This is a genomic window from Halomonas organivorans (genome assembly GCF_014192055.1).
GTDB lineage: Bacteria > Pseudomonadota > Gammaproteobacteria > Pseudomonadales > Halomonadaceae > Halomonas > Halomonas organivorans.
In genome coordinates this window covers 48803-73747 of the sequence record NZ_JACHXM010000013.1, presented here as the reverse complement: position 1 = coordinate 73747, position 24945 = coordinate 48803, and the positions used below count along the sequence as shown (strand labels likewise).

The window sequence follows — 24945 nt, the reverse complement described above, 5'->3', positions numbered from 1 at the left end:
TTCAGAGCGCGAGGGTGTGTGGCCTGGCCATCGCGCAGCAAGCTGTGCTCCCACGGTCGTCGCTGTTCAACTGCCTGATACCGACCCCAGCGCCCCCAGGCAGTAGTATTTCGTTTCGAGATATTCGTCGATGCCGGTCACGCCGCCCTCGCGGCCCAGGCCCGACTGCTTGACGCCGCCGAAGGGCACGGGGGGGCCGGTCATCTTCACCGAGTTCACCGAGACCATGCCGTACTCCAGCGCCCGCAGCAGCTTCCAGATGCGGCGGATGTCGTGGGTGTAGACGTAGGCCGCCAGTCCGTACTCGGTATCGTTGGCCATCTCGATGACCTCGTCGTCATCGCGGTAGGCGGTGATGCCGGCCACCGGGGCGAAGTTCTCCTCGCGCCACACCTTCATGGCCGGCGTGACACCGGTCAGCAGGGTGGGCATGAAGAAGTTCTCGCCCGGCGCCTGGCCCTGGTCGCCGGCCACCAGGGTGGCACCCCGGGACAGGGCGTCGTCGACGATGGCCGACGCCTTTTCCACCGCCTGGCGATGGATCAGCGGACCGAGGTCGACCTCGCTCTCCAGGCCGTTGCCCACGGTCAGCGCCGCCATGCGCTCGGCGAACTGCTCGACGAACTCGTCGTGGATCGACTCGTGCACCAGGATGCGGTTGGCCGCCAGGCAGTCCTGGCCGGCGGTCTGGAACTTGGCCGCCACGGCGGCGTAGGCCGCCTCCTTGGGATCCATGTCCGGGCCGACGATGAAGGGGGCGTTGCCGCCGAGTTCGAGCGAGACGCGCTTCACGGTATGCGCGCACTGCTCGATCAGCAGCCGACCGACCCGGGTGGAGCCGGTGAAGGACAGCGCCTTGATGCGGTCTTCATCGCACAGCAGCTTGGAGACCTGGGCGGCGTCGCCCAGCACCACGTTGAAGATGCCCGCGGGGATGCCGGCACGCTCGGCAAGCTCCGCCAGCGCCAACGCCGAGAACGGCGTCTCGTGGGCCGGCTTGACGATCACCGGGCAGCCGGCGGCCATGGCCGCGGCGGCCTTGCGGGTGATCATCGCCAGCGGGAAGTTCCAGGGCGTGATCAGCGCGGCGATGCCCACCGGCTCCTTGAGCGTGCCGAGCGCGGCATTGGGAATGTGGCTGGGAATGGTCTCGCCGTAGGTACGCTTGCCCTCCTCGGCGAACCAGCGCACGAAGCTGGCACCGTACTCCACCTCGCCGCGGGCGTCCGGCAGCGGCTTGCCCTGCTCCAGGGTCATGATGGTCGCCAGGTCCTCACGATGTGCCTGCAGCAGGTCGTACCAGGCCAGCAGGCGCTCGCAGCGCTCGTCGGCGCGCATCGCCCGCCAGTGCACGAAAGCAGCCTCGGCGGCGTCCACGGCGGCGGTGATCTGGGCCGGCTCGAGCAGCGGAATATGGCCCAGCACCTCGCCGGTGGCGGGATCGACGACGGCCTCCTCACGACCCTCGTCACCGTGGGTCCATTTACCGTCGACATAGGCGTACTGACGGAACAGACGCGGATCAGTGAGCATGTTGGACAGCGTCATAAGCACCTCCCCTGGGACGCCGGCGCGAGTGGATACCGGCGGTGACATGACCAGCGCGGCGGGTGCCGCGCAATGGTGTCAGGGTAAGGCAGATCAGCGGATGGGAGTTTTTGAAGTCGGGCGCCGGAAACGAAGCGATTTTTCGTTCCGGCGCCGTCAGGTTGTGATTTTTTTTGTGGTCCCCCTCAGTACGCCGGCGGCTCGGCCAGGGCGGCCTCGGTGAAGACCAGCAGGCCCAGTTCCGGGCGATAGCCGTGGATCTCCTTGACGTCCAGGGCCTGCAGGAAATGCAGGATCTCCTCACTGACCACCTGTCCCGGTACCAGCACCGGGAAGCCCGGCGGGTAAGGAATCACGAAGCTCGCCGAGACGACGTCCCGGCCCTGGCGCATCTCGGCCTGCAGGGCACCGTTGTCGAAGCGCAGGTATTCGGTGTTCTCCTCGTCGTAGCTCAGGAAGTAGGCGCTGCGGATGTCGCCCTCGGGCGTCTCGCTGCCGCGCCGGAAGGCGTCGTGGAAACGACTGAAATCAGGCAGCGGCGGCAGCTCCTCGGTCAGGGAGTGGACCCGATGCTCGATGATCTTGCGTTCTGGGCGACTGCTCTCCTCCCAGCGGTACTCGAACTCCTTGGCCAGCTTGATCAGCACGTCGAGCAGGTAGGCAATGGAGCCGCGCGTCGTGCCGATGTTGGTCATGAACAGCACGGTATTGCGCGAGGTCTTGTTGATCTGGATGCCGTACTTGTTCATCAAGTACTCGTTCTTGAAGGCATCGCCGTCGACCCCGGTATTGCCGATGGCGATGGTGACCCGGGTAGGGTCGACCACGAACTCGTCGCGGGCCCAGGCCTCCTCCATCTGGTTCCAGCCGGTCACCGGATCGTAGAAGGATTCCACTCCCGATTCGCGATACTCGCCGGGCACCATGTCGCTGTTCTTGAGCACTCGGAAGTACTTCTGCAGCAGCGGATGGGTATACAGCTGCTCGCGCAGCGACAGCGCCGCCTCGACCTGGGCATGGACCAGCTCGAAGCCCTCCATCTCGGCCTGCATGCGTCCCACGTCCAGCGAGGCCAGGATCTGGTAATTGGGCGAGGTCGAGGTGTGGGTCATATAGGCCTCGTGGAACGGGGCCTCGACCCGCTGGCGATACTCCTGGTCATAGACATGGATCATCGACCCCTGGCGCAGCGAGGTCAGGGTCTTGTGGGTCGAGTGGGTGGCATAGGTGCGGATGCGCACGAGGTCGGGATCGGGCATCAGCGGCCGATCGAGCCAGGTGGCGTCGTCCTCGGGGTCGAGGGCGTCGAACTCGGCCTTCCAGGCCGCATACTCCTCGCGGTAGGACTCGCTGCGATAGCGGTCGCGCAGCGTGCGCGCCGCATGCATGGCGGTGCGCGGCCGATAGGTGGGGTTGAAGGAGGCGAAGGCGAACCAGGCCTCGTCCCACAGGAACACCAGATCCGGCTTGATTGCCAGGCACTCCTCCATCACCCGGCGCACGTTGTAGACCACGCCGTCGAAGGTGCAGTTGGTCAGCAGCAGCATCTTCACTCGGTCGAGCTCGCCGGCGCGCTGGTAGGCGAGCAGGGTCTTCTTGATCTCGCGCAGCGGCACCGCCCCGTACATCGAGTAGTCATTGAGCGGGTAGGAGTCCAGGTAGCTGACGTGGGCTCCGGCCAGCACCATGCCGTAGTGGTGCGACTTGTGGCAGTCGCGGTCGACCAGCACGATGTCGCGGGGCTTGATCAGCGCCTGCACCACGATCTTGTTGGCGGTCGAGGTGCCGTTGGTGACGAAGAAACTCTGGCGCGCGCCGAAGGCTCGAGCGGCGTATTCCTGGGCTTTCTTGATCGGTCCGAAGGGCTGCAGCAGCGAATCCAGACCGCCCGAGGTCGCCGAGGTCTCGGCGAGGAAGATATTGATGCCGTAGAAGTCGATCATGTGTCCCGCCCAGTGCGAGCGGGTCACCGACTTGCCGCGCGAGATGGGCATGGCGTGGAAGACGCCGGTGGGCTTGCGGCTGTACTCGCGCAGGGCATCGAAGAAAGGCGTGCGATAGCGGTCGTCGATGGCGCGCAGGATGGTGTGGTGCTGCTCGATGTAATCCGTCTCGCGGTAGAAGATCCGCTTGAAGTAGCGGATGTCGCGGCTCGCCGTGGCCTCCACGTCGCCGCTGGTGACCAGGAACTGGTCCATCTCGGGACGCAGCTCGTGGATCATCGAGCTGAGCAGGATGCTGCGCTCCGCCTCCGATTGATCCTCCAGCGACTGCTCGGACAATCCCTCGAGATAGCCGCGCAGCGCACTGAGGTTGTATTTCGACTTGAAGGGGAAATCGAAGCGGATCAGGCAGGCCTGGATGTTGGGATTGACCAGCACCGCGATCAGGGCGTCCTCGAAGCTGCGCGCGGTGACCACGTCGTAGACGAACTTGTCCTCGGGGCGCCGCAGGTTGTGGAACGCCTCGCGAACCACCTCCTCTTCCTGTGGCGAGCAGTTGTCGACGATCAACAGCTCGAAGTAGGGCTGGGCCGAGCTGTTGGAGGCCGGATGTCCGCGACGCAGCTGGTTGAGGGCGTCCAGGGTCTCCAGGTCCTCGGCATCGGCATCGGTCTCGCTGAGGTCGACGTGGCGACGCCGGTAGGATTCGCTGATCAGCGCGCGCACCAGACGCTTGACCACCTTCTCGAGCAGGACGTATTCCTCGCGATCGAACAGTGCCCAGATATGCCGGAAATCCTCCTTGGAGGGGAAGGCATGATAGTCCTCGATGATCTCCAGGCGGGTGAGCTTGACGTCGATCGCCTTGACCAGCTGTCGTTCTCCTCCTTCGTCCTTGAGGCGCACCAGATGACCGAGATCGCGCTTGAGCGCGTTCCAGGTATCGGCGCGCAGTTGGGAGATCTTGTGATAGAACCCCAGCGCGGTGTAAGGCGTTTCGGTTTGGCTGCTCTCGTGCATGGCGATCCCCTTATGACTCTTGTTCTGCACCCTCTCAGCCCGTATAGAGCCCCCGCGCACCGTAGCGCACGGTGATGCGCTCCTCGGGAAAGTCGTCGAAGCCCAGTTCCAGGGCGAGCCCCGGCCAGCGGAAGCTGGCTCGCCCCTCGGCCGGTCGATAAACGGCGGTGTAGATGGTGCCCAGGCCACGGCCGTAATCGTGGCGGAACAGCGGCGGCGCCGCGAAGGCAGTCACGAAACGCGCCTCGCTGGTGCTCTCGTCGTCCACCAGGATCGACAGCTGGCGTTCGCGGATCAGCGTTTCCGACGCCAGGGCATGGGCATACCATTCGATTTTCTTCTGGTGATTGGTAGCCACCGGCACGCGGCGGATGCTGGCACGGCGATCGGGCGCAATCATCGCCGTCACGTAACGGCCTGCCCGGTCGGCAACGGTGATGTTATAGGCCATGTGCGTGGGGACCCGGGCCAATACCTCGGAAGCCTGATGCACGTCGTCACAGGTCTCCAGCACGTAGCGCAGTATGATCGGCGCGCCGAAGCCGTCGCCCACCGCCTTGCGTCCGCCGAACGCCAGGGAGACCGTCAGCCCGGCGTCGTTCATGCCGTCGAGCACGCCCCACAGGCAATCGGACATGGCGATGACCCGGCGCTGGTTCCAGCGGCTGTAGAGGATGGTGCCCTCGCACAGCTCCGGCGGATAATCGTAGTTGCGGGCCAGCACCGTCGCGGACGGCCGGGCCAGCACTGCCTGGGAACAGCCGGTGATATAGGCCGGCGGACGATACAGGCTCAGCAAGCGAGCGCTGAGATCGCCTCCCCCGGCCAGCTCGCACAGGCTCCGATAGGTGCCCACCAGCTCGGGCATGTGGCGTCGCAGGGCGTTAAAGCAGGCCAGGTAGGCGGGCCGTTCGCGTTCGCCCTCGCTCAGATACCACTGCTCGTAGGCCGGCCAATGGTAGTCGAACAGCGACTGCCACTTGGGACCCGGTGCCTCCTCCCGTACGGTGCGAAAATCCAGCATCTTGTCCGGCCCGCCCCAGGGCGTCCTGCCCGGTGGCGGGCCGGGGTGGTGTCTCCCGCTCATAGGATCTTGAAGTTGCCGCCGCCGATGGCATGGCTGACGGCGACCTCTTCCACCACCGGGTCCTGCAGGGGCTGGCCGGCGAACTGGCCGCGAATGCCCTCGATCCACGCCTTGGCCCGCTCGGTGAGCTGGAAGTCGTCGTCCATCAGCCGCCCGCGAGTGATCAGAATGCCGAGATCCGCCCCCTCGTAGCGAAAATCGCCCTCGCCGCTGATGCGCAGGAAGAAGGCTTCGCGTTCGTTCTCGGCGGCGTGGGGATGGGAGTCGTAGTGGTCGTAGGCGATACTGCCGTCCGACTCCATTCGCCACACCCCGGAGGCCGGTGCCGCCGTGAGCAGGTCGACGCTCTCCTCGGTGTGCTTGATCACCAGCTGGCTCCAGCTGTCGATGCTGTCGGGATGCGACCAGCGCTCGTTGATCTCGGCGATGTCGAGATCGAAATCCTGGTCGGAAAACTCCAGCAGGTGAAACAGGAACAAGGGGATATCGGAGTGGGCGAAGGCCGCCACGTTGGTCAGCGAGCTGGCCCCGGTGACGCGCGGGTTGAGTTCGCCGAGATAGACATCGTGGGTGGCCATGTCGATCAGGAAGTCGAGTTCGAAGTAGCCGCGATAGCCCTCTTCACGCAGCGCCTCGCCGAACTTGAAGGTGTACTCGCGGGCCTTGTCACGCACCTCCTGCGAAAAGGCCCCGGCAAACATCTCGTTACCGCACCAGCCGCCCTTGTAGGGCGTCAGCGACTTGAAGCCCACCAGTTCGGTCATCAACGGGCCCACCACGGTGCCACTGCGGGTGGCGCACGCCTCGATGGCCGAACCGCGGCAGTCGATGCGTTTCATGATCTTGACCTCGGGCTCGGCCTCGATCTCCTCGGCATGCTTGTAGTAGTCGTCCTCGCTGGCGATGAAGAAGGTGGTGTGGCCGGAATCACCGTAAGCGGTCTGTACCACCAGGTCGGTACCCAGCTCGCGGCTGACGTCGAGCAGTTCCTGGTAGCTGCCCACCTTGGCCAGCACGTTGGGCACGCTGGGCACACCAGCCTTGTTGCCGATGCGTACCGTCTCGATCTTGTTGTCCATGCGCGAACGCAGCGCCGCCGGCGGGAAGGCGACCTTGAGCCCCAACTGTTCGCAGACTTCCTCGGTGTGCTCGTCGAACATCAGGAAAGCGGCGACGCCGGCATCGTCGCCCTGGGCACGGGACTGGATGAAGTCGATCACCTCCTTGTGCTCGAGGAGGTAGTTGTTGATGTCTTCGATGCCCTCGAAGTCGCGGGGAAACTTCTCACGGGGCACGAAGACGTTGCGCTGACGTCGGTCGAAGCAGTCGATGTAGTTGATATGGCGGAAGTTCCCGACCCAGTCACCGATTCCCAGCAGATTGAAGTTGGTCGCCGAGATGAAATAGATCGGTCGCTTGTTGTTGAGGAAATGACGACGGACATCGGCAATGCTTGTTATTTTGCTGCTCATCGTGGTCGCTCCCTGGGTGTCAACGGAAGCCTCGCCCCCCGCCTCGGCAGAGGCGGGGGGCTCGGGCTGGTCGGCTCCGGCGTTACCGGCGGCCGCGGACGAATGGAACAGGCGGCGTAGGCCATCGAAGATTCGGGCGAACATGGAGGCTCCTGTGTTCCGTGGTTACCCGTTCGAGACGCTCAGTACTCCTCAATATTAGTTCGTTGTGGCTTTTCGAGTGGCCCCAGGGTCTCCAGAAAGGGCGATGAGCCACTCTCGTTGCGGTACAGCGAGAAATCGACGCGCCGGTCGCGGAAGCTCTTGAGCGGCTGCCCCAACCCGCGCAGGCCGGTCTCGCGCTCGCGGCGCACGCGGCTCAGGTCGACCTCGACGGGCATGATCTCCTCGCCGGTGCCGGCCTGGTGAATGACATCACCGGATGGCCCCACCACGATGGAGCGCCCATTGCCGATGGCCCCGGCACCGTTGATGTCGAAGAAGTAGCACTGGTTGACCGCGGCATTGGTCCGCGCGATGGCCAGCTCGATGTCGCGGTCGATGGTGTCGGTCATGGTCGGGTGCAGGATCACCTCGGCGCCCATCGCCGCCAGGGTGCGGGTGGTCTCGGGGAACCACATGTCGTAGCAGATCGACACGCCGAACCGGCCGACCCGCGGCACGTCGAAGACGACGAACTCGCCGCCGCTCTCAACGCCGGCCTCGTACGGCCGAAAGGGAAACATCTTGCGATAGCGGGCCACCACCTCTCCGTGAGGGTTGATCACCGACAGGGTGTTGTAGATGCCGTCGTCGCACTGCTCGAACATCGAGCCGGGAATCAGCCAGATGCGATGCTGTTCGGCCAGCTGGCAGAACATCGCCTCGGCATGGCTCGGCAGCGGCTGGGCATGGTGCGGCGAGGCGCCCATGGGCATCAGCTCGCTGAACAGCACCATCTGCACCTGGGGGAAACGGCTCATCAGCACGTCGATGCGATGGCGCATGGCCTCGGTGTTGTCGCCGTGATGCAGGGCATGCATCTGGACACCGGCAATCGTGAAATAGGACATGTCATTCCCTCTGCGTCAGGCGATCTCGAATCACTACGGGCTCGGTCCTTGGGCCGGCGTCTGGATTCATGCAGCGCCGGTGGGATCGCCCGGCAGGGTGGGGATTGCCCCACCACTCTTCTAGCTTATGCCATGGGCGGCGAGGCGAATCAACGCAGAAGACACGTCGCGCCGCGGGCACTCAGCCGGACGCGAAGTCGGACGCGGCGAAGCCGCTTGAGGGCCGCTTGACGGCCTTGGTGACGATGTAGGTGAAATAGCGCTCGATACCGGCGTCGGACATCAGCCAGGCGTCGATCAGACGCTGATAGGCGTCGATGGAATCGGCCTCGAACTTGACCAGGTAATCCACCCCACCGCCCACGGCCACGCACTCGACCGCCTCCGGCGTCTCGCGAACCAGCGACTCGAAGCGGGCAAAGCTTTCGACGTTGTGGGTCTTGAGCTCGATCTGCACCCATACCGGCGTGCGCGACTTGAGCACGGCCGGATTGAGTCGCGCCCCGTAGCCTTCGATGATGCCGGCCTTCTCGAGGCGCCGTACCCGCTCCCAGCATGGGCTGACGGACAGGTTGATGGCCTCGGCCAGACGTGACTTGGTAATGCGTCCATCCCTGGACAGGATCTCGAGAATCTTCAGATCGTAGCGATCGAGCTTCATGGGCCTTTATCTTCCGTGCGGGTTCAACCGAGCGACTCGACGACCTCGGCGATCACCGCGATGGTGTCGCCCATGTTGACGTTGGCCGGGAAGCGGCGTGCCGCCAGCACGCCGCCGCGACCGGCCCGATACTCGATGGGGGCACTGCCGCTGCGCGTCATGTCATAGACCCGGGCGATCACCTGTCCTTCTTCCACCGTCTCGCCCAGCGCCACCGTCAGCTCGAGCAGCCCGGAATGCTCGCTCTGCACGTAGCAGCTGGCATCCGGCATGTCGAGGTAGACCTGCGGCGCCTTCGGCGAGGCCAGCTCACCCTCGACCAGCCCGAAGTGGATCAGGAAATTGCGAATGCCGCGCTCGGTGATGGCCAGGCTCTCGGGGGTGGAGGTGCCGCCGCCGCCGAGCTCGGTGGCCACGAACACCTTGCCCTGGCGCTCTACTGCGGTGTCGAACAGTGCCTCGGCGTCGAGTTCGAACATCATCATGGCGTAGGGGGCGCCGAAGGCCTTGGCGCCGTCCAGGGCACGACGCTGCTGGTCGGCATCGTCGAGCACGTGGGAGGCGGCGAAGGGTACGATGTCCAGGGTACGACCGCCGGAATGCAGGTCGAGTACCGCGTCACACATCGGTACCAGCGTGCGGGTGAAGTAGTCGGCGATCTTTTCGGTGACGCTGCCATCCGGGTCGCCGGGGAAGCTGCGATTGAGATTGCCGCCGTCCATGGGCGAAGTACGCCGACCGGCCTGGGCAGCCGGGGTGTTCATCATCGGCACGATGATCACCCGGCCCTGCACCTCCTCGGCGGACAGCGAGCTCGACAGCTTCTGCAGCGCGGTGATGCCCTCGTACTCGTCGCCGTGGTTACCGCCGGTCAGCAGAGCGGTGGGGCCCTCGCCGTTCTTGACCACGGTGATCGGGATCATCACCGCGCCCCAGGCCGACTCGTCATTGGAGATCGGCAGCTTCAGAAAGCCGTGCTGGACGCCCTCGGCCTCGAAGTCGACGGTAGCAGAGATGGGGCTGGGTCGCTTGCTCATGGGGTGCTCCTTACTTGACGAACAGCTGGCGGGGGAAGTCGGCCAGCGTCTCGCAGCCGGTCTCGGTGATCAGGATGCTCTCGGTGATTTCCAGGCCCCAGTCCTCGACCCACAGGCCCGGCATGAAGTGGAAGGTCATGCCCGGCTCGAGGATGGTCTCGTCGGAAGGACGCAGGCTCATGGTGCGCTCGCCCCAGTCAGGGGGGTAGCTGATGCCGATGGGATAGCCACAGCGTGCCCCGCCCCGGTCGAAGCCGTACTTGTCCATGGCCGCGCCCAGCGCCATGGCGATGTCGGCGGTGCGATTGCCGGGCTTGGCGACCTCGAGACCGTTCTCGATGCCCTCGAGCAGCGCCGACTCGGCGCGCACGAACTCCGCTGGCGGCCTTCCCAGGAAGACGGTGCGCGACATGGGCGCGTGATAGCGCTTGAACACCCCGGCGATCTCGAAGAAGGTGCCTTCGCCCTCGCGGAACGGGGTGTCGTCCCAGGTCAGGTGAGGCGCGGCAGCGTCCTTGCCGGTGGGCAGCATCGGCACGATGGCCGGGTAGTCGCCACCGAAGACCTTGCCGTTCTCGTCCTTCCAGCCCTCGATGCCGACGCGGTAGATCTCCGACACCAGCTTGCTCTTGGGCAGCCCCGGCTCGATCACCTCGAGGATTCGCGAATGCATGCCCTCGACGATCTTCGCGGCAATGCGCATGTACTCGACTTCCTGGGCCGACTTGATCGCTCGACACCAGTTGACCAGGGCATTGGCGTCCATGAAGCGGGCATGCGGCAGCTCGCGCAGCAGCGACTGGTAGGCCTTGGCCGAGAAGTAGTAGTTGTCCATCTCCATGCCCACCACGCCCTCGTGCCAGCCGCGATCCGGCATGATCGACTGGGCCAGGTACTCCATGGGATGCATGTCCGGATTCTGCACGTAGTAATCCGGGTAGTAGGTGATGTTATCCGGGTCCATCCAGCAGGTGCGCAGCGCCCCGTTGGCATCCATGCGCCGGCCATACCACACCGGCTCGCCCTCCAGCCCCAGCAGCACGCACTGGTGCACATAGAAGGACCAACCGTCATAGCCGGTCAGCCAGGCCATGTTCGAAGGGTCACTGATGATCAGCACGTCGATGCCCCGGCTCGCCATCTCGGCACGGACTTTCCAGAGTCGGCCGGCATATTCTTCGCGAGTGAAAGGCAGGGAAACCTGAATCATGAAATCGCTCGTCCAACGATCACATCACCGATCCCGGGCGTCTCCTGTCCTGGGAGGCGGCCGGGGCCCAAGGCGGACTTGCCGGCCACGCGAGGGGCCGTTTGAATTGTCATGACATCTTCTATCATAATTCATGACAATTTCAGTCAATGTCTCAATGCCGATACTAGCACTCCCGATCGGCCGGCGGTCAAAGGCTTTATTGCATCATGACAATCGATCTTGCGCCCTATCTGACGGACACCGGTCCCAAGTACCTGGCCATCGCCCGCGCCCTGTCGCAGGCCATCCGCCAGGGGGAGCTCGTGCCGGGCACGCGGTTGCCGCCCCACCGCCGTCTCGCCGAGACCCTGGGCGTCAGCGTGCAGACCGTTTCGCGGGCCTATGCACAGGCCGAGAAGATGGGCCTGGTACAGTCGCGAGTCGGCAGCGGTACCTGGATCAACGCCCTCGACGACGCCCGGGAATCGGCTTACCTGCACGGGCAGGAACCACGCCAGGAAAGCCAGCTGGTCGACCTGTCGATCGCCCACCCGGTCTGTCCGCCGAGCCATCACCTGCGCTTTCGCGAGACGCTGGCGGTGCTTGCCGAGCAGGCTAGGCCCGAAGTGGTCTCCGCCAACCGCCCCATCGCCGGACTGGTTCACCAACGCGAGCGCGCCAGCCAATGGCTCGACGAGCGGCTCGGGGTGCCCGGCGGACCCGATGACCGAGTGCTGTGCAACGGCGCCGCCCATGGCCTGATGCTGGCCATCTCCACGGTGGTCCAGCACGGCGACATGGTGCTGACCGAGGCGCTGACCGATCACGGGCTGATCGCCCTGTCGCGGACGCTGGGCTTCCAGCTGCGCGGCGTGGCCATCGACGATCGCGGGGTGATCCCCGAGGCCCTCGACCTGGCCTGCCGGCGCCTGCGTCCGCGAGCCGTGTGCCTGACGCCCACCCAGCTCAACCCCACCGGCGCCACCATGGATGAGGCCCGCCGTGACGCCGTGGCTCGCGTACTCGACCATCACGGCGTATGGCTGATCGAGGACGACGTCCACGCACTGCTCGAGCCGCCTGGGCTGACGCCGCTGGCCGCCCGCCTGCCGCACCTGTGCTTTCACGTCACCAGCCTGACCAAGGTTGCCCTTCCCGGGCTGAGGGCCGGCTACCTCAGCGTGCCGCGGGGGCAGCTGCACCACACGCTGCCGCGCATGCGCGCGACCAGTTGGATGGCCACCCCGCTGGTCTTCGAACTGGCCGACGCCTGGATCGCCGACGGCACCCTGGAGAGATTGGGCGCTGAACAGCGCGAGCTGCTGGCCGAACGCCAGCGCCTGGCGGCGCGCTCGTTCGGCGAGCACGAATTCTCCGCCCGGCCCTCCAGCCTGCACCTGTGGCTGTCGCTGCCCGCCGCCTGGCGAGCCGAGGAGCTGCAACAGCAGGCCGAGCAGGAGGGCGTGGCCATCACCACCGCCATTCCCTTCATGGTCGAGCAGACCCCGGCGCCTCGACGTATCCGCCTGAGTCTCGGCGCCGAGCCGGACCTCGAGCGTCTCGAGGACGCCCTGTCACGCCTCGCGGCCATGCTCGACGAGGCGCCGCCACCGATGATGCAGATCGTCTACTAGGGGAGCACACCGCATGCGAGTACTGGTCCATACCGACGCCGCCGAGGCCTGGCGCAAGGCCCTGGCCGAGCGCCTGCCCGAGGCCGAGATCATCACCAGCGCGGCCCCGGCCGCCGCCCGCCACCGGGCCGACTACCTGGCGGCCTGGAAGCCCTCCGCCGAGCTGCTCGGCGAGCTCACGCAGCTCAAGGGCATCGTCAACCTGGGCGCCGGCGTCGACGCCCTGTTGAACAATCCCGCCCTGCCCCGCGGCGTGCCTATCGTCAAGCTGCGCGATGCCGGCATGGCCGGCCCCATCGCCGACTACGTGCGCTATGGGGTCATGCACTTCCAGCGCGACTTCGACCGCTACCGCCGCCAGCAGTCCCGCGCCGAATGGTGCGAGCTGCCGGCGACCGACAAGGCCGAATGGCGCGTTGGCGTGCTGGGGCTGGGGGCCATCGGTGCCCGCGTGGCGCAGACCCTGGCCGATGACGGCTTCCCGGTGCACGGCTGGAGCCGGTCGCCCAAGACCTTGCCCGGCGTGGCCTGTCATCATGGCGACGACGGCTTGCGAGAGCTGCTGCCCAGAGTGAAAAGCCTGGTCCTGCTGCTGCCCGACACGCCGGCGACCCGTCAGATCATCGACGCCGAGTCCCTGGGCGCCCTGCCCGAGGGCGCCAGCCTGATCAACCCGGGGCGCGGCAGCCTGATCGACGAAGCCGCACTGCTCGAAGCACTCGGCGACGGCGAGGCGGAGGGACGACTGCGCGGGGCCCTGCTCGACGCCTTTCCCGAGGAGCCGCTACCGGCATCGAGCCCGCTGTGGTCGCACCCGCGGGTGCTGGTCACCCCGCACATGGCCGGCCCTACGCCGCTCGGCGAGGCGCTGGACCAGGTAGCCGAGGCGCTGCGCGCCATGGAGGCCGGGGAGCCGGTGGAGACCATCGATCCCGACGCCGGCTACTAGACATCCCCAAGCTCGGCAGCCCCTCCCCTACACTAACGCCGGCTCAGGGCATACGCTGAAGGGAAGCAATCACCGACCTCGAAGGAGGAACGCGATGCATCATGCCCAGGTGAACTACGGCCCCGGAGACGCGCTGCTGGTGGTGGACATGCAGAACGACTTCTGCGAAGGCGGCGCCCTGGCCGTCGCCGGCGGCAACGCCCTGGTGGCCGGTATCAATGCCGAGATCGCCGCCGCCCGGGCGGCCGACGCCCCGGTCGTCGCCTCCCGGGACTGGCATCCCATCGATCACGTCAGCTTCGCCCATCGTGGCGGCCCCTGGCCGGTGCACTGCGTCCAGGACACTCCCGGGGCGGCCTTCCATCCCGACCTCGACCTCGACGACTCGACCCTGCGGGTCAGCAAGGCCTGCGCCTTCGACGCCGACGCCTACTCCGCCTTCGACGGCACCGGCCTGGCCGGCTATCTGCGCGAACGCGGCATCGAGCGAGTGATCGTCTGCGGCCTGGCACTGGACGTCTGCGTTCGGGCCACGGTACTGGAAGCCTCCCGGGAGGGCTTCACGACCCTGCTGCTCGAGTCGCTCAGCGCGGCGGTGGATCCCGGGGCAGTGGAGGACTGCCGGGCCGCCTTCGCCGAAGCGGGCGCCACGGTCCAGACACGCTCATGAGCCAGATCGCGCCCCTGACCGTCGACGACGACGAGCTGGTGCTGCTCACCGACCTCTACCAGCTGACCATGACCCAGGCCTACTGGAAGGAGGGCATGGCGAAGCCGGCCACCTTCAGCCTGTTCTTCCGCCGGCTGCCGCCGGAGCGGCGCTTCATGCTCGCCTGTGGCCAGCAATATGCCGCCGAACGCGTCAGCCGCCTGCGCTTCACCGACCGCATCCTCGAGCGGCTCGCCGAGGTCGATCACCTCGAGACCGCCTTCCTCGACTGGCTGGCCAACTGGCGCTTCGAGGGCGACATCTGGACGCTGCCCGAGGGCACGCCGGTATTCGCCAACGAGCCGCTGTTGGAAGTGGACGCGCCCATCGCCCAGGCACAGCTGCTCGAAAGCCTGATCATGAACCTGGTGCAGCTCGAGACGGTGCTGGCCTCCAAGGCGGTGCGCCTCGTGATGGCCGCGCGGGGTCGGCCGGTGGTGGACTTCGGCCTGCGCCGCATGCACGGCGTGGACGCCGCGGTGCGCGGGGTGCGCGCCTATCGCGCGGCGGGGCTCGCCGGCACCAGCAACGTGCTGGGCGGGCTGCGCCATGACCTGGCGCTCAACGGCACCATGGCCCACAGCTACGTGCTGGCCCACGACAGCGAGCGCGAGGCGTTCCGCGCCTTCGCTCGCCACTATCCGGGCACTACCTTGCTGGTGGATACCCACGACACCCTCGAGGGGGTGAAGACGGTGATCGAGCTGATGCGCGACGAGCCCGGGCTCTCGATCGATGCCATCAGGCTGGACTCCGGCGATCTGGGCGAGCTGGCCCACGGCGCCCGGGCACTGCTCGACGCGGCCGGCCATGACCGGATACGGATCGTCGCCAGCAGCGGCCTCGACGAGCACGGCATCGCATCACTGCTGACGAACGGCGCGCCGATCGATGCCTTCGGCGTCGGCACCCAGCTCGGCGTGGCGGCCGACGCCCCGGTCATCGATCTCTCCTACAAGCTGGTCGAGTACGCCGGCACGCCGCGGATCAAGCACTCCACGGGCAAGGTCAACCTGCCCGGCCGCAAGCAGGTATTTCGCCGCCACGATGCCCACGGCCACTATATCGGCGACACCATCGCCGGCCGCGACGAGCACGTCGACGGAGCGACCCCGCTGCTGCACCCCTGCGTGGTACGCGGCGAAGCGGCACCGGAGGCGATGGCTGCCGCCCAGGCCGCTCGCGAGCGGGTCGTCGAGGCCCTCGCACATCTACCGGCCTCGCTGCGCCGGCTCGCCCACGGCGAGAGCGACTATCCGATCACGCTGTCGGAGGCGCTCGAACGGCAGACGCGAGGCGGCTGAGCGACCTACAGGAGTTCGTGGAAGCGTGCCAGCCAGGCCGGGTGCGCCGGCCAGGCCGGCGCGGTGACCAGCTTGCCGCTGACGATCGCCTGGTCGACGGCGATCTCGACGAAGTCGCCGCCGGCCAGGTGCACCTCCGGCGCGCAGGCCGGGTAAGCGGAGACACGCCAACCATCGAGCGAGACCGCGGCGGCCAGCAGTTGGGCACCGTGACAGATGGCCGCCACCGGCTTGTCATGGTCGAAGAAGTGGCGCACCAGCTCCAGCACCCGCTCGTCCAGGCGCAGGTATTCCGGCGCCCGGCCGCCGGGAATCACCAGGCCGTCGTAGTCATCGAGGGCCATCTCGGCGAAGGTAGCATTGAGGATGAAGTCGTGACCCGGCTTCTCGGTGTAGGTCTGGTCGCCCTCGAAGTCGTGGATGGCGGTGCGGATGCGATCCCCCTCGCGCTTGTCCGGGCACACCGCATCGACGCGATGGCCCATGGCCTGAAGGGCCTGAAAGGGCACCATGATCTCGTAGTCTTCGACGAAGTCGCCGGCGATGAGCAGCAAGCTGGCCATGGAAGTCTCCTCGAGGTTGAGTGGGCAAGCGACGTTGAGTGGGAAAGCGGGTCCTGCCAGGGCAGCCTAGCCCGCCATCGATGAATCGGCCATGACAGGCGGGAACCCGGGATGGCCTACGGGGCTCTCAAGGCAGTCACTCCCTTCGAAGGCATCCCCATGCGCATTCCCGTCCTGCGCCGCTTCGGCTGGCTGGCACTGATGACGCTGGCCATGCCCGCCCTGGCGGCCCCCCAGCCGCAGGCCTTCAGCGCCCGCTACCACCTCGAGGTGGCCGGCTGGCCGGACGCCGACATCCGCCACCGCCTCAGTCACGATGCCGGGCACTGGCAAAGCGAGATGAGCGCCAGCCTGCCCGGCGCCAGCGGTCACGAGTGGGGACGATTCCGGCTCGACGACGATCGGATCCGCTCGTTGCACTACGCCGCCGGCTACTCGCTGCTGGGGATTCGCCGCGCCTATTCCCTGGATAGCAGCGACCTCGCCCCGCTGCCCGATCGCCAGAGCGCCCTGGTGGCCCTGGCGGTTCGTGCCATCGACGACGCCCCCCGGGAAACGGGCCGACTACGCTATCGCGACCACCGCGGGCGCGAGGAAAGGATCGACTTCAGGGTGCTGGGGCGAGAGGACGTCAGCCTGCCGGCGGGTCGCTTCGAGGCGGTGCGGGTATCGCTGGTCGAGCCCGACAAGGACGACCGCCGCCTGGTTCTCGATTTCGACGTCCAGCATCCCGGCCTGCTGCTGGGCATGGAGTACTATCGCGACGGGCGCCGGCGCAGCCGACTGACCCTCACCGAGCTGTCGACGCCCTGAGGCCTTACCCGCCGCGCGGGACATGCTAGAGTAGCCGGTTTTTCGACCGCCGCCGGCGGTCTCGAGTGGAGAAGGGACTCTCGCATGCTCACCGGACTGCTGATCGTGCTGCTGCCGCTGATACTGGGCTACCTGGTTCGGATCCGCCATGACGGCGTGATGGCGTGGATCAACCGCGGCGTGAACGCCTCGATCTACGCCATCCTGCTGCTGATGGGCGTGAGCCTGGCCGGGCTCGACGATCTCGGCGGTCAGTTTGCCCGCCTCGGTAGCCAGGCGCTGATCCTGCTGGCCATGACATCGGCGTGCAATCTCGTCGCGCTGGGCTGGCTGTCGCACCGGCTGCGCCTGCCGGTGGAGCCCGCCCGTTCCGTGGCCGGCGCCCCCACCAGCAAGCTGGCCGCCATGGCCGGCTCGCTGTCACTGGTCGGGGTCGTGATGGGCGGCATGCTGCTCGGCCTGGCGGCGGGCCAGGTCCTGGGCGAGCCGCTGTTCGGCTGGGCCGAGCGCCTCTCGGAGTGGGTGCTCTATGCGCTGCTGGTGCTGATCGGCTGCCAGCTCAGAAACTCGGGCATGCCGCTCAAGCAGATCCTGCTCAACCGCTTCGGCCTGGCCATTGCCAGTACCCTGGCGGCGAGCTCGCTGATCGGCGGCCTCGCGGCCGCCCCGCTGCTCGATCTGCGCTGGAACGAAGGGCTGGCGATGGCCGCCGGCTTCGGCTGGTACTCGCTGTCCGGGATCCTGATCGGCGACGAGCTCGGGCCACTGCTCGGCGGCGTGGCCTTCTTCAACGACCTGGGCCGTGAACTGCTGGCCTTCGTGCTGATTCCGCTGGTGATCCACCGCCACGCGGCGCTGGCCATCGGCTACGGCGGCGCCACCTCCATGGACTTCACGCTGCCGGTGATCCAGCAGCATGGCGGGGTGAGCTGCGTCCCGGTGGCGGTGGTCAGCGGCTTCATCCTGTCGCTGCTGTCTCCCCCGCTGATCCTGTTCCTGCTGTCGCTGTAAGGCCACTTCACGCTGCCGTCTTTCCAGGCCCACCCAGCAGCACGGCGGGGGCGACTGCGTCACGCAACAAAACGCCCGCGACCCTGGGGTCGCGGGCAAGCATCGAAACAGCGCTTGGCCAGACGGGTCGCGGTCAGAACCAGATTTCGCTCTGCACCCCGAAGGCCCACTCGTCGCCGGTGAAGCCGGAGCTGCCGAAGGCGTCGTCAGACGAGTAGTCGTTGAGCTCCTCGTCCCAGTCGCTCCATGAGGCGAACAGGCGAATCTCCGGACGCTTCCAGAAGCCGCCCACCTCGGGCTTGAAGGTCGGCGCAATGGTCAACTTGGTGTAGTTGCCCTCGACGGCATTGTTGCCACCGTAGCCTTCCGGCGAGATGTCCATCCACTGGTAGCTGCCTTCGTACTGCATCTCGAAGTTCTCGGTCAGCTCGTTGGCCAGGCGCACGTTGAAGGTCGCCCAGTCGTACTGGTCACCCTCGACATAGCGGTCTTCGCTGGTCTCGGCCAGGATCGCCGGTGCCACACGCCACTTGGGTGCCAGGTAGGTGGTGCCGTAGAGCCCGATCCGGGTCGCGGTGGCATCCTCGCTCAGGTTGCCGTTGGAGCCGATGCTCTTGGTCTCGGCACCCAGCCCTTGGCCATGCATGACCGCGGCCTTGAAGCTGCCATCGCTCAGGCCGAAGAAGTCATCACCGTGGTAGGCCACCATGGTGTGCACGCCGCTATCCGCAGCGTTGGCATTGCCCTCGGTCAGACGATCGTCGTTGTCCGTGGCATTCATGCCATTGATCATCCACTGCCAGTTACCGAAGTAGTTGTTGGACGTGAGGATGAGGTTGTCGGTGCTGCCGGTCTCGGCTGCCGGATTCATGCTGTCGACCGGGAAGTCGGTGAAGCTGCGCCCGTAGATGGAGAGGTTGGACTTCCAGTTGTCGGCCAGTTGCATGTCGTAGATACCCGCACCGGTACCCGCCAGGAAGATGAAGTCGCTGTCGAGCCAGTGGATATCGAAATTGTCGCGATCGAAGCGCTTGCCGGCCCAGATCGAGGCATTCTCGAAGGCTCCGGTGAAGCTTGGCAGGTCACTGAACTCGACGAAGACCTGGCGCACGTTGAGGCTCGATTCGTCGGCGGTCCAGTCGTTACTGGTCTCCACCCCGTCGGCGATCATGGTCCGGTAGAGGGCCTTGGCGCCGTTGTCGAAGCGCATCTTGTAGTTGAGCACCGCTTCGGCGTAGGTGTCCGGCTCATTGCCGAGACGTCCCACGGCGCCACCCTGCGCGCCCGCCGGCGTCAGGTAAGGGCCGCCCTCGGTACTCTTGCCGTTGTCACCGATCAGCAGCCCCGAGCGGGCATAGGCGTTGAAGGAGAAGCCCTCCTCGCCGTTGGTGTGACGCTCCACGGCTGCCAGCCGCGTCTCCAGTTCCTCGTCGGACGGCCGCTGCGCCACCTCCTGCTCGGCTTCTTCGGCGCGGCGCTCGGCGGCCGAGGCGCGCTGCTCGGCGGCGATGATTCGCTGTTCCAGCTCGGCCAGCCTGGCCTCGAGGTCACTGGTCGACTGGGCACTGGCCAGGCCGCTGGCACTCAGGGCAGCCGCAGCAATGGCCATGACGAGTGGAGACTTGCGCGGGCGTTGGGTCGGAAATGTCATCGTGATCAATGCCTTTGTTGTTGTCGCATGGGATCTCGTCCGGCGATGCCTGCCGAGCTTGCCAGTCTGGAAACGGTCGACATGGCGCGCCTTAGGACTTAATCGTTTAAGACATTAGTCACAATATGACGTAACAAAAACACGACTTACGTCTAAAACTCGCAAAAAATCGCGTCAAAAATAGTAAACAAACAAGATCAAGCCGCCTCGTGGCGACGTGCTCACGACGAAAGTCTAGGTTGCACAGCCGTGCCGGCGTCGCTTAACTGAGCGCCATGTCTTAATCGTTTAAGACGCCGCTCGGCATCGCCATTGTCATCGCTTCCGCGATACCGACGCTCGACAACAACAAGCGACGAGGATACGCCATGCAACGCAAGCCCCTGATCGTCTCCGGCCTCGCCCTGCTGGGCGCCGTAGGCGCCACTCCAGCCCTGTCGGCCGACCTGACCATCTCCTGCGGCGCGGTGGGCGCCGAACTCGAGCTCTGCGAGCAAGGGGTCGAGGCCTGGGAAAACGAGACCGGCCATGAGGTAGAGATCGTCTCCACGCCCAACTCTTCCACCGAACGGCTGTCGCTCTATCAACAGATCCTTTCGGCCCGCTCCGGCGATATCGACGTGCTGCAGATCGACGTGGTCTGGCCCGGCCTGCTAGCCAACCATCTGCTCGATCTCCACAAGACGCTGGGCGAGGATGCCGCTGCCGGCCACTTCGAGGCCATCGTCGCCAACAACACCGTCGACGGCCGGCTGGTGGCCATGCCCTGGTTCACCGACGCCGGCGTGCTCTACTACCGCAAGGATCTGCTCGAGCAATACGGCTTCGCGCCGCCCGAGACCTGGCAGCAACTGACCGACATCGCCGCCGAGATCCAGGCCGCCGAACGCGACGCCGGCAACGACAAGATGTGGGGCTACGTCTTCCAGGGCCGCGCCTACGAGGGACTGACCTGCAACGCGCTCGAATGGGTGGCCAGCCAGGGCGGCGGCACCATCGTCGACGCCGACGGCGAGATCACCATCGACAACGCCAACGCCGCCGCGGCGCTGGACCTGGCCGCCGGCTGGATCGGCGAGATCGCCCCGCAGGGCGCGCTCAACTACACCGAGGAAGAGGCCCGCGGCATCTTCCAGTCCGGCAATGCCGTGTTCATGCGCAACTGGCCCTATGCCTGGTCGCTGGCCCAGAGCGAGGACAGCGAGGTGGCCGGCAAGGTCGGCGTGATCAAGCTGCCCCACGGGGCCGATGGCACCGGCGCCGCGGCATCGGGCGGCGAGAACCAGAGCGCTGCCGCCCTCGGCGGCTGGAACCTGGCGGTCTCCAAGTACAGCGAGAACCCCGAGCTCGCCGCCGAGCTGGTGGCCTTCCTCACCGGTGAGGCCGAACAGAAGCGGCGCGCCATCGAGGCGGCCTACAACCCCACCATCACCTCGCTCTATGCGGACGAGGCGGTGCTCGAGGCGGTGCCCTTCTTCGGCACACTCTACGACACCTTCACCAACGCCGTGGCGCGGCCCTCCGCCGTCACCGGCGACAACTACGGCCGGGTCAGCAACGCCTTCTTCAACGCTGCGCACGGGGTGCTGTCCGGCGACCAGAGCGGTGCCGACGCCGTCGCCGAGCTGGATAGCGAGCTGTCGCGCATCAAGCGCCGTCGCTGGTAACCCTGGAGGCTTCCATGTCGACTCCCGTCACTGAACAGGCACCCCCGGCGGCACGCCGCAATCCGGCGGGCTATCGCGGCACCAAGGTGCGCCGCCAACGGGTTCGCGCCGCCTGGACCTTTCTCGCGCCGATGCTGGTCGCGCTGGCCCTGGTCGCCGGCTGGCCACTGCTGCGCACCTTCTACCTGAGCTTCACCGACGCCTCGCTGTCGGACACCGCCGGCGCCGCGCTGATCGGCTTCGAGAACTACCTGGTCTACGACGACGGCGCCTGGTACGGGCTGCTTGCCGACCCGGTGTGGTGGACCTCGGTGTGGAACACCGTCTACTTCAGCCTGGTGTCGGTCTCGCTGGAGGTGGTGTTCGGCATCATCGTCGCGCTGCTGCTCAACGCCGAGTTCAAGGGCCGCATGCTGGTACGCGCCGCGGTGCTGATTCCCTGGGCCATCCCGACCATCGTCTCGGCCAAGATGTGGGCCTGGATGCTCAACGACCAGTTCGGGATCATCAACCACCTGCTGATGGGCCTGGGGCTGATCGACGCGCCCCTGGCCTGGACCGCCGACGCCGACCTGTCCATGTGGGCGGTGATCATGGTCGACGTCTGGAAGACCATTCCCTTCGTCGCCCTGCTGGTGCTGGCCGCCTTGCAGATGCTGCCCAAGGACTGCTTCGAGGCCGCCGAGGTCGACGGCATTCACCCCATCAAGGTGTTCTTCCGCGTGACCCTGCCGCTGATCACCCCGGCGCTGCTGGTGGCGGTGATCTTCCGTCTGCTCGACGCCCTGCGCGTGTTCGACGTCATCTACGTGCTGACGTCGAATTCCACCAGCACCATGACCATGTCGATCTACGCCCGCCAGCAGCTGGTGGAGTTCCAGGACGTCGGCTACGGCAGCGCCGCCTCGACGCTGCTGTTCCTGATCATCGCCCTGGCCGTGGTCGTCTATCTCTACCTAGGCCGCCGTCAACTGGGAGTCGATCAATGAACCCGTATCAGCTGATGAAACTCGCCAAGCGCGTCGGCCTCTACGCCCTGATCGCCGTGGTGCTGGTCTACGCCGTCTTTCCGTTCTACTACGCCGTGATCACCTCGCTGAAGCCCTCCAGCGAGCTGTTCCGGGTCGACTTCTGGCTGTCGTCTGTGGACCTCGGCAACTACGTGCAGATCTTCACCCAGAAGAGCTTCGTGCGGGCCATCTTCAACTCCATCGTCATCTCGCTGTCGGTGGTGGCCATCGCCCTGCTGCTGGGCATCACCGCCTCCTACGCACTAGGCCGGGTGCGCTTCCGCGGCCGCACCACGGTGATGCTGACGATCCTCGGGGTGTCGATGTTTCCCCAGGTGGCGGTGCTCTCCGGGCTGTTCGAGGTGATCCGCACGCTCAACCTCTACAACAACCCGGGCGGGCTGATACTGAGCTACACCATCTTCACCCTGCCCTTCACCGTCTGGGTGCTGACCACCTTCATGCGCCAGCTGCCCATGGAGCTGGAGGAAGCCGCCATCATGGACGGCGCCACCCCCTGGGTGACCATCACCAGGGTGTTCTTGCCGCTGATGTGGCCGGCCATGGCGACCACCGGCCTGCTGGCCTTCATCGCCGCCTGGAACGAGTTCCTGTTCGCCCTGACCTTCACCCTCACCGACGACCAGCGCACGGTGCCGGTGGCCATCGCCCTAATCTCGGGCGGCAGCCAGCACGAGCTGCCCTGGGGCCCGATCATGGCTGCCTCGGTCACCGTCACCGTACCGCTGGTGGTGCTGGTGATGATCTTCCAGCGGCGCATCGTATCGGGCCTGACCGCCGGCGCCGTCAAGGGATAAATCAGGCGCGAAAACTGGCTGCGCTCGACCATACCGCGTTAAAAGGAAGCTCAAAATGCTCATTTACTGCCATGTAAACTCCGCTTTCTCGCCTCCTTTTGCCTTGTCTGGTCATCGCTCGCTGCGTTTTCGCACCTGATTCCATGCCTTTTACCAAGGACTTCAAGATGCAAGACAACCTGACCTGGTGGCGCGGCGGCGTCATCTACCAGATCTATCCGCGCAGCTTCCTGGACGCCAACGGCGACGGCATCGGCGATCTTCCCGGCATCACCGAGAAGCTCGACTACGTGGCGAGCCTGGGCGTGGACGGCATCTGGCTGTCGCCGTTCTTCACCTCGCCGATGGACGACTTCGGCTACGACGTCAGCGACTACCGGGACGTCGACCCGATGTTCGGCACCCTCGCGGACTTCGAGGCGCTGCTGGCCCGCGCCCATGCGCTGGGCCTCAAGGTGATCATCGACCAGGTCATCAGCCATAGCTCGGATCGCCACCCATGGTTCCAGGAGAGTCGCGGCGATCGCGACAACGCCCGCGCCGACTGGTACGTCTGGGCCGATCCCAGGCCCGACGGCACGCCACCCAACAACTGGCTGTCGATCTTCGGCGGCTCGGCCTGGACCTTCGACTCCCGTCGTCGCCAGTACTACTTGCACAACTTCCTGGCCAGCCAGCCGGACCTCAACTTCCACAACCCGCAGGTCAGAAAAGCCCAGCTCGACAACATGCGCTTCTGGCTCGAGCTCGGCGTCGACGGCTTCCGCCTGGACACCGTCAACTTCTATTTCCACGACGCCGAACTGCGCGACAATCCGCCGGTGCCGGCAGACGAGGCCCGGACCCTGGGCGCGCCGGATGCCAACCCCTACACCTGGCAACGCCACGTCTTCGACCTGAGCCGTCCGGAGAACCTCGGCTTCCTGCGCGACCTGCGCGCGTTGATGGATGAGTATCCGGGCACCACCACGGTGGGCGAGATCGGCGACGACAACCCCCTCGAGCGCATGGCCGAGTACACCGAAGGCCACGACAAGCTGCACATGGCCTACACCTTCGACCTGCTCAACGAGCCGCACTCTCCGGCCTATATCCGCGAGGTCATCGCGCGCTTCCAGCGCCTGGCCGGCAATGCCTGGCCGTGCTGGGCGCTGTCCAACCACGACGTGATGCGCAGCGCCTCCCGCTGGGGCGCCAGTGAGGATCCGCGCGCCTACCCCAGGGTCGCCCTGGCGCTGCTGTTCTCGCTGCGCGGTAGCGTCTGCCTCTACCAGGGTGAGGAACTCGGCCTGCCCGAGGCCGAGGTGCCCTTCGAGCGCCTCCAGGATCCCTACGGCAAGGTGCTGTGGCCGGAGTTCAAGGGCCGCGACGGCTGTCGCACGCCGATGCCCTGGAGCGATGTCGCCCAGGGCGGCTTCACCGCCGACGGCGTGGAACCCTGGCTGCCGATGGAGGCCCGTCACCTGCCGCTCGCCGTCTCGCGCCAGCAGGACGACAGCGCCTCGACGCTGGCCGCCACCCGGACGCTGCTGGGCTTCCGGCGCCAGCATCCGGCGCTGATCGACGGCGATCTCGAACTGGTCGACGTCGGCGAGGACCTGCTCGGCTTCGTCCGCGAGGGGCACGAGGAGCGACTGCTGTGCGTCTTCAATCTCGGCGGCAGTCCCCGCAGCGCGACCCTGCCATGCACCGGTACGCCGCTCGACGGCCACGGCTTCACCGCCTCGCTCGACGGCCACGCCCTGACGCTGCCGGCCTACCAGGCCGCCTTCATCCAGCTCGACCGATAACACCACACAACACG

20 protein-coding genes are annotated in these 24945 nt (G+C 66.2%); 10 read left to right on the top strand and 10 right to left on the bottom strand.

The annotated features are described in order from the left end of the window. Positions 1-66 precede the first annotated feature (66 nt). The 8 genes from FHR96_RS13400 to doeA form a co-directional block, all read right to left on the bottom strand. The gene (locus FHR96_RS13400; protein WP_183388192.1) at positions 67-1548 is read right to left on the bottom strand and encodes an NAD-dependent succinate-semialdehyde dehydrogenase; all 1482 of its coding nucleotides are present in this window, start codon (positions 1546-1548) and stop codon (positions 67-69) included. A gap of 185 nt (positions 1549-1733) precedes the next feature. Beyond that, positions 1734-4511: an aminotransferase class I/II-fold pyridoxal phosphate-dependent enzyme gene (locus FHR96_RS13395; protein ID WP_183388191.1), complete on the bottom strand. Its 2778-nt coding sequence runs from the start codon at positions 4509-4511 to the stop codon at positions 1734-1736. Positions 4512-4545: 34 nt separating this feature from the next. Further along, complete coding sequence (locus FHR96_RS13390; RefSeq protein WP_183388190.1) at positions 4546-5535, bottom strand: C45 family autoproteolytic acyltransferase/hydrolase; 990 nt, start codon at positions 5533-5535, stop codon at positions 4546-4548. A gap of 59 nt (positions 5536-5594) precedes the next feature. Further along, positions 5595-7070: a biotin carboxylase gene (locus FHR96_RS13385; RefSeq protein ID WP_183388189.1), complete on the bottom strand. Its 1476-nt coding sequence runs from the start codon at positions 7068-7070 to the stop codon at positions 5595-5597. Positions 7071-7252: 182 nt separating this feature from the next. Further along, complete coding sequence (locus FHR96_RS13380; RefSeq protein WP_183388188.1) at positions 7253-8122, bottom strand: carbon-nitrogen hydrolase family protein; 870 nt, start codon at positions 8120-8122, stop codon at positions 7253-7255. A gap of 181 nt (positions 8123-8303) precedes the next feature. Continuing rightward, on the bottom strand, positions 8304-8783 hold the full coding sequence (locus tag FHR96_RS13375; protein WP_183388187.1) for an Lrp/AsnC family transcriptional regulator: 480 nt from the start codon (positions 8781-8783) through the stop codon (positions 8304-8306). A gap of 23 nt (positions 8784-8806) precedes the next feature. Then, complete coding sequence (doeB, locus tag FHR96_RS13370; protein WP_183388186.1) at positions 8807-9820, bottom strand: N(2)-acetyl-L-2,4-diaminobutanoate deacetylase DoeB; 1014 nt, start codon at positions 9818-9820, stop codon at positions 8807-8809. 10 nt (positions 9821-9830) lie between these two features. Continuing rightward, positions 9831-11030, bottom strand: a complete 1200-nt coding sequence (doeA, locus tag FHR96_RS13365; protein ID WP_183388185.1) for an ectoine hydrolase DoeA — start codon at positions 11028-11030, stop codon at positions 9831-9833. A gap of 209 nt (positions 11031-11239) precedes the next feature. Here doeA and ehuR point away from each other — a divergent pair, with 209 nt between their 5' ends. The 4 genes from ehuR to FHR96_RS13345 all read left to right on the top strand — a co-directional run bounded on the left by ehuR (position 11240) and on the right by FHR96_RS13345 (position 15608). Next, the gene (ehuR, locus tag FHR96_RS13360) at positions 11240-12646 is read left to right on the top strand and encodes a MocR-like ectoine utilization transcription factor EhuR (protein WP_183388184.1); all 1407 of its coding nucleotides are present in this window, start codon (positions 11240-11242) and stop codon (positions 12644-12646) included. Between the two features lie 13 nt (positions 12647-12659). After that, entirely contained in the window at positions 12660-13595 is a 936-nt protein-coding gene (locus tag FHR96_RS13355) for a 2-hydroxyacid dehydrogenase (protein ID WP_183388183.1), read from the top strand. A 94-nt stretch (positions 13596-13689) separates the two neighbouring features. After that, positions 13690-14265 carry a nicotinamidase gene (locus tag FHR96_RS13350; RefSeq protein ID WP_183388182.1) on the top strand — a complete coding sequence of 192 codons (576 nt, stop codon included), beginning with the start codon at positions 13690-13692 and terminating at the stop codon, positions 14263-14265. Beyond that, positions 14262-15608: a nicotinate phosphoribosyltransferase gene (locus tag FHR96_RS13345; protein WP_183388181.1), complete on the top strand. Its 1347-nt coding sequence runs from the start codon at positions 14262-14264 to the stop codon at positions 15606-15608. Before FHR96_RS13350 ends, FHR96_RS13345 begins: the two co-directional genes overlap by 4 nt. A gap of 5 nt (positions 15609-15613) precedes the next feature. Here FHR96_RS13345 and FHR96_RS13340 read toward each other — a convergent pair whose 3' ends face one another. Continuing rightward, positions 15614-16171, bottom strand: coding sequence for a DJ-1/PfpI family protein (locus FHR96_RS13340; RefSeq protein ID WP_183388180.1), 558 nt, complete (start codon positions 16169-16171; stop codon positions 15614-15616). Between the two features lie 159 nt (positions 16172-16330). Here FHR96_RS13340 and FHR96_RS13335 point away from each other — a divergent pair, with 159 nt between their 5' ends. Continuing rightward, positions 16331-16984 (top strand): DUF3108 domain-containing protein, encoded by a 654-nt coding sequence (locus tag FHR96_RS13335; protein WP_183388214.1) that lies wholly within the window; start codon positions 16331-16333, stop codon positions 16982-16984. 84 nt (positions 16985-17068) lie between these two features. Then, entirely contained in the window at positions 17069-17995 is a 927-nt protein-coding gene (locus FHR96_RS13330) for a LysO family transporter (RefSeq protein WP_183388179.1), read from the top strand. Between the two features lie 133 nt (positions 17996-18128). Here the strand turns inward: FHR96_RS13330 and FHR96_RS13325 are convergent, their stop codons facing one another. Continuing rightward, complete coding sequence (locus FHR96_RS13325) at positions 18129-19646, bottom strand: carbohydrate porin (protein ID WP_183388178.1); 1518 nt, start codon at positions 19644-19646, stop codon at positions 18129-18131. Between the two features lie 368 nt (positions 19647-20014). Here FHR96_RS13325 and FHR96_RS13320 point away from each other — a divergent pair, with 368 nt between their 5' ends. From FHR96_RS13320 to FHR96_RS13305, 4 genes are all read left to right on the top strand, one after another. Then, a complete protein-coding gene (locus FHR96_RS13320; RefSeq protein WP_183388177.1) occupies positions 20015-21313 on the top strand; it encodes an ABC transporter substrate-binding protein in 1299 nt (432 codons plus the stop codon). Positions 21314-21327: 14 nt separating this feature from the next. Further along, positions 21328-22302: a carbohydrate ABC transporter permease gene (locus FHR96_RS13315; protein ID WP_183388176.1), complete on the top strand. Its 975-nt coding sequence runs from the start codon at positions 21328-21330 to the stop codon at positions 22300-22302. Further along, positions 22299-23141 (top strand): carbohydrate ABC transporter permease, encoded by an 843-nt coding sequence (locus FHR96_RS13310; RefSeq protein ID WP_183388175.1) that lies wholly within the window; start codon positions 22299-22301, stop codon positions 23139-23141. The genes FHR96_RS13315 and FHR96_RS13310 overlap by 4 nt, the downstream gene beginning before the upstream one ends. A gap of 167 nt (positions 23142-23308) precedes the next feature. Continuing rightward, the gene (locus tag FHR96_RS13305; protein ID WP_183388174.1) at positions 23309-24931 is read left to right on the top strand and encodes an alpha-glucosidase; all 1623 of its coding nucleotides are present in this window, start codon (positions 23309-23311) and stop codon (positions 24929-24931) included. Positions 24932-24945: the final 14 nt, after the last annotated feature.